General features: G+C 64.4%; 9 protein-coding genes. All 9 read right to left on the bottom strand.

What is annotated here, in order from left to right; all coding sequences use genetic code 11:
* A partial coding sequence (gene dnaG / locus KVP10_RS14160) for a DNA primase (RefSeq protein ID WP_217965242.1) occupies window positions 1–1,351 on the bottom strand: 1,351 nt, incomplete at its 3' end.
* 255 nt (window positions 1,352–1,606) lie between these two features.
* Complete coding sequence (gene rpsU, locus KVP10_RS14155; protein WP_017524081.1) at window positions 1,607–1,819, bottom strand: 30S ribosomal protein S21; 213 nt, start codon at window positions 1,817–1,819, stop codon at window positions 1,607–1,609.
* 919 nt (window positions 1,820–2,738) lie between these two features.
* Window positions 2,739–3,281: a phosphoribosyltransferase gene (locus KVP10_RS14150; RefSeq protein ID WP_217965241.1), complete on the bottom strand. Its 543-nt coding sequence runs from the start codon at window positions 3,279–3,281 to the stop codon at window positions 2,739–2,741.
* Window positions 3,282–3,457: 176 nt separating this feature from the next.
* Window positions 3,458–4,753, bottom strand: coding sequence for an adenylosuccinate synthase (locus tag KVP10_RS14145; protein ID WP_217965240.1), 1,296 nt, complete (start codon window positions 4,751–4,753; stop codon window positions 3,458–3,460).
* Window positions 4,754–4,803: 50 nt separating this feature from the next.
* Window positions 4,804–6,018 carry an ATP phosphoribosyltransferase regulatory subunit gene (locus tag KVP10_RS14140; RefSeq protein ID WP_217965239.1) on the bottom strand — a complete coding sequence of 405 codons (1,215 nt, stop codon included), beginning with the start codon at window positions 6,016–6,018 and terminating at the stop codon, window positions 4,804–4,806.
* A gap of 424 nt (window positions 6,019–6,442) precedes the next feature.
* Window positions 6,443–7,330, bottom strand: a complete 888-nt coding sequence (hflC, locus tag KVP10_RS14135; protein WP_217965238.1) for a protease modulator HflC — start codon at window positions 7,328–7,330, stop codon at window positions 6,443–6,445.
* A 12-nt stretch (window positions 7,331–7,342) separates the two neighbouring features.
* The gene (gene hflK / locus KVP10_RS14130; protein WP_217965237.1) at window positions 7,343–8,668 is read right to left on the bottom strand and encodes an FtsH protease activity modulator HflK; all 1,326 of its coding nucleotides are present in this window, start codon (window positions 8,666–8,668) and stop codon (window positions 7,343–7,345) included.
* The gene (hflX, locus tag KVP10_RS14125) at window positions 8,643–9,752 is read right to left on the bottom strand and encodes a GTPase HflX (protein ID WP_217965236.1); all 1,110 of its coding nucleotides are present in this window, start codon (window positions 9,750–9,752) and stop codon (window positions 8,643–8,645) included. Before hflX ends, hflK begins: the two co-directional genes overlap by 26 nt.
* Window positions 9,753–9,818: 66 nt before the next feature.
* On the bottom strand, window positions 9,819–10,055 hold the full coding sequence (hfq, locus tag KVP10_RS14120) for an RNA chaperone Hfq (protein ID WP_217965235.1): 237 nt from the start codon (window positions 10,053–10,055) through the stop codon (window positions 9,819–9,821).
* Between the last annotated feature and the right edge of the window lie 105 nt (window positions 10,056–10,160).

Below are 10,160 nucleotides of genomic sequence, written 5' to 3'. Positions count from 1 at the left end.
GCGCCGCAGCGTTCGCCTGCCGGCCCGCGGCGACCGCCAGCGGCTGGCGGCCCGGAGGCTGCGCGGCCAGCATCGCCGCCAACTCTTCGGGCGTCAACAGCACCTGGCGCGCGAATTCGCGCTCGATCTGCAGGCGCAGCGTCGTACCCTCCGGCAACATGGCCAGCAGCGGCCGGGCCTCGTGCACGCAGGCGGCCCGCCCTTCGGCCTCGTCCATCGGATGGCGCGCCGCCAGCTCTTCCATCAGGAAGCGCGACAGCGGCACCGCATCATCCATGCAGGCCCGGAATGCCTCGGCGCCGAATTCGCGCACATAAGAATCGGGGTCATGCTCGGGTGGCAAAAACAGAAAACGCACCGAAACATCGTCGCGCAACATCGGCAGGCAAGCCTGCAGCGCGCGCCAGGCGGCCCGCCGGCCCGCGGCATCGCCGTCGAAACTGAAAATGATCCTGTCGCTGGTACGCAACAGCTTCTGGATATGATCGGCCGTCGTGGCCGTGCCCAGCGTCGCCACGGCATTTTCCACGCCGAGCTGGGCCAGGCCCACCACATCCATATAGCCTTCCACCACCAGCACACAACCCTGCGCCCGGATGCCCGCGCGGGCCTCCCACAGGCCGTAGAGTTCCTGGCCCTTCGAGAACAACGGCGTCTCGGGAGAATTCAGGTACTTGGGCTCGCCCTTGCCGATAATGCGCCCGCCGAAGCCGATCAGCTTGCCGCGCGCATTGCGGATCGGAAACATGACGCGCTCGCGGAAACGATCATAGCGACGCCCGTCCTCCGCCTCGATCACCAGGCCGGATTCGACCAGCGTCGGATCCTCGTAATGCGGAAACACCGCAGCCAGCCCGCGCCGATCCGTGCCCGACCAGCCCAGCCCGAACCGCGCCGCAATAGCGCCCGTCAGGCCGCGTCGCTTCAAATAAGCGATCGCCGCCTCGGACCCCTTGAGCAGCCGCAGATACTGCGCCTGCGCTGTTTCCAGCACCTGCTGGTGGCGCGACACCTCTTCCTTGCGGCGCCGGCTTGCAGCCTGCTGCCGCGGACTGCGCGGCTCTTCAGGCACCGTCATGCCCACATTGCCCGCCAGCGCGCGCACCGCCTCGGGGAAACTGGCCCCGGTGTGCTCGATGAGGAACGTGATGGCAGTACCGTGCGCCCCGCAGCCGAAACAGTGATAGAACTGCTTGGTGGGGCTTACCGTGAAGGACGGGCTTTTCTCGTTATGGAAGGGACACAGGCCCAGCAGATTGGCCCCGCCCTTGCGCAACTGTACGTAGCGCCCGACGACATCGACGACATCGACCCGGGCGAGCAGGTCCTGAACGAACGATTCAGGAATCATACAGATCTGCAATCAAGATGATAACGGCGCCGCCAGGAGCGTCGCCGAACCAATTATATCGTCCGCGGCCGCGCGTCCCGTCATGCCGGCGCGCCTGCCGCAACTTGGCCGCTGCTACGCGGCCGCCACGAGTTTGATTACCGCAATATCCAGCGCCAAAGCGCCGGCCGCCACAGTGCCGATCGTCGCGGCACGAACTGCCGCGGCACGGGCCGCCTCTACGATTGCAAATCCGTATCAATCACCGCGAGCCGATCAATACAGGCGCGGCGGCAGTTGCTGGCTGCGGATACGCTTGTAGTGACGCTTCACCGCGGCGGCATGCTTGCGCTTGCGCTCGGCCGTGGGCTTTTCATAGAATTCGCGCGAACGCAGTTCGGTCAGCAGGCCGATTTTTTCGATAGTGCGCTTGAAGCGGCGCAAAGCAGCTTCAAAAGGCTCGTTTTCTTTCAGGCGTACAGTAGGCATGTAGTTCGTAAGGCCTTGTGTTTAGAAATTCGTGTTAAGAAAAATAGATAATGCGAAAAACAGATTAAAACCAAATAATCCTGGCTCGGACCCGCGCAAAAACAGCGAAAACATCGCCAAAACACCACCATTTATAGGCAGCCTGCGCTTCAGTCCTTGGTCAACCTAAAATTTTAGCATGAAACAGCTACAACAGATACCAGTAGCCCCCGGCATCCAAACCAGCAGGCGCCCGGCGCCGCCAATCCGCCAATCCGCCAATCCGCCAATCCGCCAGTCCGCCAGTCCGCCAGTCCGCCAGTCCGCCAGTCCGCCAGTCCGCCAGTCCGCCAGTCCGCCAGTCCGCCAGTCCGCCAGTCCGCCAGTCCGCCAGTCCACCAGTCCACCAGTCCACCGGTCCACCAGCCCGCCGTCGCCCATCGCCCATCGCCCATCGCCCATCGCCCATCGCACCGCTCAACGCCACCGCCCTGTACCCCATCCCCCAACGCCCCGCCCATCACCACCGTCCAGCGTCGTGGGCGGCTGGCGCCAGGCAGGCTCGTCCGAGCCCGCCGCCACCGTAGGGCGTTTTGGGGGATGCAAGGGAAGCACTGTTTGAGCCCGACGGGTGCGCACCAGCCGGGGGCTGGTGCGCCGGGCGAGTTTGCTGACCGCCCCCAAAACGTCCGGAGGTCAAGGGCAACCCCGGCGTAGCCGGGGTCGGGCGAGCGAGCCTGCCTGGCGCCAGCCGCCCGCGACGCGGGTCAAGAACCCAACAACCAGCCTAGAACCTTAGACCAAGCCCGCCGCGCTGAAGCAGCTCCCGTTCGACCGATCATTTTTTCGACCGACCATTTTTTCGACCGATCATTTTTCGATCGGCCATCTTCCGGCCAGCCATCGTCCGACCGCCCGGCCTTCAAAACCCCGCCTCCGATCAGCCCCGCTTACCCTTACGCACCCACGCCTCCAACTGATGCGGACGCAAGCTGTCGTAATCCTCGAAAGGCTGATGAATCCACGGATTGGTAGGCAACTTGTCGACGAAATAATCCGGCGTCGCCTTGGAATGCCCCTTCCACCACAACACCGCGCTGCGCAGCTCGGAAATAGCCGGAAATTGCTCACGCAAATGCTCGGCCACCTTGATGAAAGTCAGCCCGGTGTCGACCATATCATCGACCAGCAGCACCCTGCCCTCCAGCGTGCCGCGCGTAATCGTAATGAACTGCGCAATATCCAGCTGCCCCTGCTGCGTGCCTGCCGCCTCGCGATAACTGCTGGTAGCCAGAATACCCAACGGCACATCGAAAATACGCGACAGCACATCCCCCACCCGCACACCGCCGCGCGCCAGGCAAACGATATTGTCGAACTCCCAACCCGCCTCGAAAACCGACAGCGCCAGGCGCTCGATCATGCTGTGGTATTGGTCCCAACTGACCCAAAGGTCGCGGTCTGTGCTCGGAGGCAGGTTCATACTGTCGATTCCGGAAATTGCGGGGATTCAAGGTCCGTCATCATAAACCCGCGAGCCGCGCGAGAAAAGCCGGGGCCGCCCGCCCCGCGCACGGGTCTCATGCACCTCGCAACCAACATGCCACCCGGATTCGCCAAGCCCGCCACAGCCCAGGCGGGCCGCGCCGAGCCCGGAAATCAAGCCTTGAAAGGATGACGCAGGACGATAGTTTCCAGCCGGTCGGGGCCCGTAGACACCATGTCGATCGGTACCTCGCAGAGATCCGAAATACGCTCCAGATAGCGGCGCGCATTGATAGGCAGCTTGTCGTAGTCCGTAATGCCCACCGTCGACTCGCCCCAGCCCGCGAGTTCTTCCAGCACCGGCTCCGCCTCCGCCACCGCATGAGCGCCATACGGCAACACATCCAGGAACTCGCCGCGATAGCGGTAGCCCACGCCTATCTTGATCTGATCCAGGCCGTCCAGCACATCCAGCTTGGTAATGCACAAGCCCGAAATGCCATTGATCATGACCGAACGCTTCATAGCCGCGGCATCGAACCAGCCGCAGCGGCGCGGACGGCCGGTCACCGAACCGAACTCCTTGCCCACCGTAGCCAGGTGCGCCCCCGTCTCGTCCAGCAGCTCGCTGGGGAACGGCCCCGAGCCCACCCGCGTCGTGTAGGCCTTGGCGATGCCCAGCACATAATCCAGGCATTGCGGACCGACGCCCGCGCCCGCGGCCGCAGCCCCCGCCACGCAATTGCTGCTCGTCACATACGGATAAGTGCCGTGATCGATGTCCAGCAGCGAACCCTGGGCGCCCTCGAACAACAGGCGGTGGCCGGCCTTGCCGGCCATGCTCAGATTGTGGGACACATCCGCCACCATCGGCTCCAGCTCAGGGGCCAGCGCCATGGCTTGTTCGCGCACCTCGTCCAGCGACAGCGCGGCCGCATTCAGGTAATGAGTCAGCACGAAATTATGATATTCGAGCGTCTCGGCCAGCTTTTCGTCGAACACCGGCGGGTTGTAAAGGTCCTGCACACGCAGCGCGCGGCGCGCCACCTTGTCTTCGTAGGCAGGGCCGATGCCGCGGCCCGTTGTGCCGATCTTGCCTTCGCCCTTGCGATTCTCGCGCGCCTGGTCGACCGCAATGTGATAAGGCAGGATCAGCGGGCAGGCGGGCGAGATCTGCAGGCGGTCGCGCACATGCAGGCCGGCGGCCTCGAGCTCGGCGATTTCCTTGAGCAGCGCCTCGGGCGACAACACCACGCCATTGCCGATATAGCAAGTCACGCCCGGATGCATGATGCCCGAAGGGATCAGGCGCAATATCGTCTTCTTGCCATTGATCCATAGCGTGTGGCCGGCATTGTGGCCGCCCTGGAAGCGCACCACGCCCTGGGCGGACTCGGCCAGCCAGTCGACGATCTTGCCCTTGCCCTCATCACCCCATTGGGTGCCGATCACAACAATGTTCTTGCTCATGTTTCGAACCGAAAAAAACATCAGCCCAGGCAGGGCCGAAGGAGTTTAAATCACGCGATGCCGCCGTTGCCGCCGGCCTCAGCGGCCTGTCTATCGGCAGGCCACTGGATCGCCCTCACTTTCCATGTGCCGTCTTCGAGAACCAGTTCCCGGTCGACAGTGAATTCATCCAGCCGCTGCGCATGGCCGGGCAGGGACTGCACGACAATCTCGCCGGACTGGCGCAGCGCCCGCAAGGCCTGGACCAGGCCGGCATCCGCGCCCCAGGGGGCGCGGATAGCTCGCGCCAGGGGCGGCGGCGGCAGCCCGGAAGACAGCTTGCGCAGATCCAGGCTGAAGCCGGTGGCGGGCCGTGCCCGGCCGAACGACTTGCCCATGCCGTCGTAGCGCCCGCCCTTGACCAGGGCGTCGTGCCAGCCTTCGGCATAAATCGAGAACACCACGCCCGAGTGATAGCCGTAGCCGCTGCCCACATCGGCCAGATCGATGCCGAAATCGTGGTCGGGCAAGGCTCGCAAGAGCAATTCCAGCTCGCCCAGGGCCACCGCTACGCCCGGCAGGGCCGGCAGCTCGCGCCGCGCGCGAGCCAGCACCTCGGGCCCGCCGTAGAGCCAGGGCAGCGCCAGCAGCGCCTTGCGGCTGTCCGGCCGCAGGCCCGGCAAGCGGGCAGTCAATTCTTCCAGGCCCGGCACATCCTTGTTCGAGAGCAGCACGGACAAATCTTCGGCCGATTCCGCCAGGGCCGCGTCGGCCTGCACAATGGCGTGCACCACGCCGGGATGGCTCAAGTCCAGCCGGGCGCCCTCGACCCCGGCGCGCTGCACGCTTTCGAAGGCGAGCTGGATGATTTCGATATCCGCTTCCACTCCCGCGTGGCCGAACACTTCGGCGCCGATCTGCAGCAGCTCGCGGTCGGACAACAAATCGGCCGGCCTCGCGTGCAGCACCGACCCGCAATAGCACAGCCGCGTCACGCCCTCGCGATTGAGCAGGTGCGCGTCGATGCGCGCCACCTGCGGCGTCATGTCGGGCCGCACCCCTACGGTGCGGCCGGAAAGCTGGTCGACCAGCTTGAAAGTGCGCAAGCCCAGGTCGCCGCCATTACCCGTGAGCAGCGAATCGAGGTATTCGACCAGCGGCGGCGCCACCAGCTCGAAGCCGTAGGTACGGTACAGATCCAGCAAGGCCCGGCGCAGCTCTTCGATGCGGCGTGCCTCGGCGGGAAGAATATCGGCCAGGTGTTCTGGCAGCAGCCAATTGGACATCTTTTGCGGATGAATGAACCAAAAACAGCAAGCCGGCGTGCCGGCCATGCCCCCGAAGGAGCCCCCTTTTTCGTATTTCCCGCCCGCAGGCGGCAGGCCAGATTCCCCGAAGCCGGCCTTCGGACGGTTTTTCGCCCGATGGCCGGCATACCGCCCGACCCGCCGGCTTACGGGCGCAAGCCCCAGGGCTGCGCCGTGTCCGGGCTTGCTGCCTGCAGGCGATTTTTGCCTTTGGGCAGCCAGACGGCAAAAAAAAACGACTGGGGGCGTAAGCCCGCCCAGTCGCTCGCGGATGAATCTATCAAACTTACAGGCTATTGTACCCTGATGTAAGCCGTTACCCAAGTGGGCGGCGCGGCCTTGTGGCAAATCCGCCATGCCCACGCCGGGCCGGCGCGCGCGGCGCCGGGCTCCGGAACGGATGCTAGGGTTGGGCCGGCTTGGCGCCGTCGGGCGAGTTCCAGTACTTGAAGAAGTCGGACTTCGGGCTCAGGACCAGCACGTCGCTGGACTTCGAGAACGCCGCCCGATAGGCCTCCAGGCTCTTGTAGAAGCTGAAGAACTTCGGATTCTTGCCGTAGGCCTCGGAATAAATCGAGTTGGCCTTGGCATCGCCCTGCCCCTTGATGCCCTGCGCCTGGGCGTAGGCCTTGGCCAGCACTTCTTCGCGCTCGCGGTCGGCCTGGGCGCGGATCTTCTCGCTGTCGGCAGCGCCCGTGGCGCGCAGGCGGTTGGCCTCTTGCGTGCGCTCGGCCTGCATGCGCCGGTAGACGGATTCGGAAATCTCGGGGGCGAACTCGATGCGCCGCAGGCGCACGTCCACCACCTGCACGCCCAGCGGCTTGGCGCGCGCCTCGACCGTATTGAGCACTTCCTGCATGATCTTGTCGCGTTCGGTGGAGACGACTTCCTTGACCGTGCGCACATTGACCGACGCATTCAGGGCGTCGCGGATCTGGGCCTGCAGGCGTTCCTGCGCGGCGCGATCATTGGCCCCGAATGTGACGTAGAACTGGCGCGGATCGGCGATGCGCCACTTGACGAAGGAGTCGATCAGCAGGTTTTTCTTTTCGGCCGTCTGGATGCGCTCGGGATCGGTGGTCTCGATCGTCTGCAGGCGCTTGTCCAGCAGCACCACGTTCTCGAACGGCGGCGGCAGCTTGAAATACAGGCCGGGCTGGGTAATGGTTTCGCGCACTTCACCCAGTGCGAACAAAAGGGCCGAATCGCGCTCGCGCACGATGAACACGCAGGACGACAGCACCGCGAGCACTATCACCAGGCCGACCAGGGCGGATATCAAACGTTGCATGGCGGTCTCCGGCTAGCGCGAATAGCGGTTGATCGACAAGGAGTCCTGCAGCGAGGGCAGGTCCGAGGCCTTGTGCCGCGCCGCCGGAGTGGGCGCGGACGGGGATTTCGCGGAAGCCGCAGCCGCAGCCGCGGCCGTGGCCGAGGCTGCGGCTTCGCTGCCGCTGGGCGGCGTGGATCGCGCGGCCTGCTGGATGATCTTGTCCAGGGGCAGGTACAGCACATTGCCGCCGGCCGGCGTGTCGACCATCACCTTGCTGGAGTTTTCCAGGATTTCTTTCATGGTGGCCAGGTAGAAACGCTCGCGCAGGATTTCCGGGTTCTTGGCGTATTCGCTTTCGATGCTCATGAAGCGCGCCGCGTCGCCCTGGGCGTCGCCGATCACCTTGGCGCGGTAGCCCTCGGCCTGCTGCACCATGCGCGCCGCCTGTCCCTGCGCTTCCGGCAGGATCTTGTTGGCGTAGGCATTGCCTTCGTTGATCTGGCGTTCGCGGTCCTGGCCGGCCTTGACCGCATCGTCGAAGGCGGCCTGCACCTGCTCGGGCGGCTGCACGTTCTGGATGGCCACGGTACTGATCTGGATACCGGTCTGGTAGCGGTCGAGGATGCTTTGCGTGAGCTTCTGCACCTCGGTGGCCACCTGTGTGCGCCCCGAGTACAGGATGAAGTCCATGGGCTTCTTGCCCACCACTTCGCGCATGGCGGTCTCGGCCACCTGGCGCACGGATTCGTCGGGGTGGCTGGTCTTGAAGAGATAGTCGGGCGCGCCGTCGGACCGCAGGCGATACTGCACCACGAACTGCACATCGACGATGTTCTCGTCGTTGGTCAGCATCAGCGACTCGGGCAGGATCTTGTTGCGTGCAGTGCCGCGAAAGCCCACCTCGAAGGTGCGCAGTTGCGAGATATTGACCAGTTGCTGGTTCTCGATGGGATACGGCAGGCGCCATTGCAGGCCCGGGCCATAGGTGGTCTTGTACTTGCCGAACTTGGTAACTACCGCGACCTGGCCTTCCTGGACGATGAAGAAGCCGCTGACCAGCCAAAGGGCCAGCAGGATGATGATCGCAACGGCGATCGCACGCGGAGTGTTCTTGGGCATGGGGATACGGCCGCCGCCGCTGTTGCCGCCATTGCCGCCGCCGTTGAAATTGCCGCCGCGCCGCGGCTTGCGGCCGAACAGCGCGCCCAGGCGGTTATTGAAATCACGCCAGACCTCTTCCAGATCGGGAGGACCGTCGTTTCCGTCAGGGCGCCGCGGCGGCTCGGAACCGCCATTGCCGTTGCCTCGCCCCCAGCCTGGATCGTTCAAATTAAAGATTTTCGACATGAAACGCATTATTTCCCGCGATTTGGTGCGCCTCGGCGACAGCCGCGCGCAGGCCGTCCAGGCCGCGGCGTTCGAGCGCGCTGAGGAATACTCGCGCAATGGTACCATGTTCGTTACGTTCTACCCGGGGCTCGTAGCCCGCGCCATGGCCGGCCGCGTCGATCTTGTTATAGACCAGGATGCGGGGGATGTCGGCCGCGCCGATATCGGCCAGCACCTTGTCGACCTCGGCGATCTGCTCGTCGCGCTGCGGGCTGGCCGCGTCCACCACATGCAGCAGCAAGTCGGCATGCACGGTTTCTTCCAGCGTCGCCCTGAACGCCGCTATCAGGGTCGGAGGCAAATCGCGGATGAAACCCACGGTGTCCGACACCACCACCTGCCCCGCCCCTTCTATCCAGACCCTGCGGGTCGTGGTGTCCAGCGTGGCAAACAACTGGTCGGCCGCGTATGCCCCGGCGCGCGTCAAGGCATTGAACAGCGTCGACTTGCCGGCATTGGTATAGCCCACCAGCGATACCGACAAGGTGTTGCCGCGGCTGCGCGCCCGGCGCTGCGTGCCGCGCTGGCGCTGCACCTTTTCGAGGCGTTCGCGCAATATGCGCACCTTGGCGCCGATCATGCGCCGGTCCATTTCGAGCTGGGCTTCGCCCGGGCCGCGCATGCCTATGCCGCCGCGCTGGCGCTCGAGGTGGGTCCAGAGCCGGGTCAGGCGCGTGGACAAGTGCTGCAGTTGGGCGAGCTCGACCTGCAGCTTGCCCTCGTGGCTCTTGGCGCGCAAGGCGAAGATATCCAGTATGAGCGCCACGCGGTCGACCACGCGCAGATTGAAGCCGCGCTCGAGATTGCGCTGCTGGGCGGGAGTAAGCGGCTGGTCGAACAGGACGATGTCGGCGTGGGTCTGGCCGGCCAGCAGCACGGCTTCTTCCAGCTTGCCCGAACCGATGAAATGGGCGGCGTCCGGCCGCGCGCGCCGCGCCACGACCGTGCCCACGATTTCGGCGCCGGCGCCGCGCGCCAGCATGGAGAACTCTTCGGCGTGCGCCTGGAAATCGGGGCTGCCGAGGTCGACACTGATGATCAGGGCTTTCATGACAAACGAAATGCCCGCCGGCGCGGCGCGCACGGCGGGCTGTCCTGCATGAGAACGCGGCGCAGGCTATTCAGCGGGTTCGTCCACTTGGAAGCTGACGGGCCGGGCCGGTACGACAGTGGAAATCGCGTGCTTGTAGACCATTTGAGTCACGGTATTGCGCAGCAGTACGACGTATTGGTCGAAGGATTCGACCTGGCCCTGCAGCTTGATGCCATTGACGAGATAAATCGAAACGGGCACGTGATCCTTACGCAACGCATTGAGAAATGGATCTTGTAGTGTTTGCCCTTTGTTGCTCATTGGCGAGGCTCCGGTAGTGTTGTTATTGGGACTGAAACTCAAAGTGGTACTTTACAGGGTTTTCCCTCAAGACGCCATGCGCCGGGGTGCCCCGAATTCAAATAT

It is taken from the genome of Candidimonas humi (assembly GCF_019166065.1).
GTDB lineage: Bacteria > Pseudomonadota > Gammaproteobacteria > Burkholderiales > Burkholderiaceae_B > Candidimonas > Candidimonas humi.
Note: the sequence above shows the minus strand (reverse complement) of the source record. Positions and strands in the feature narration are given on the sequence as shown.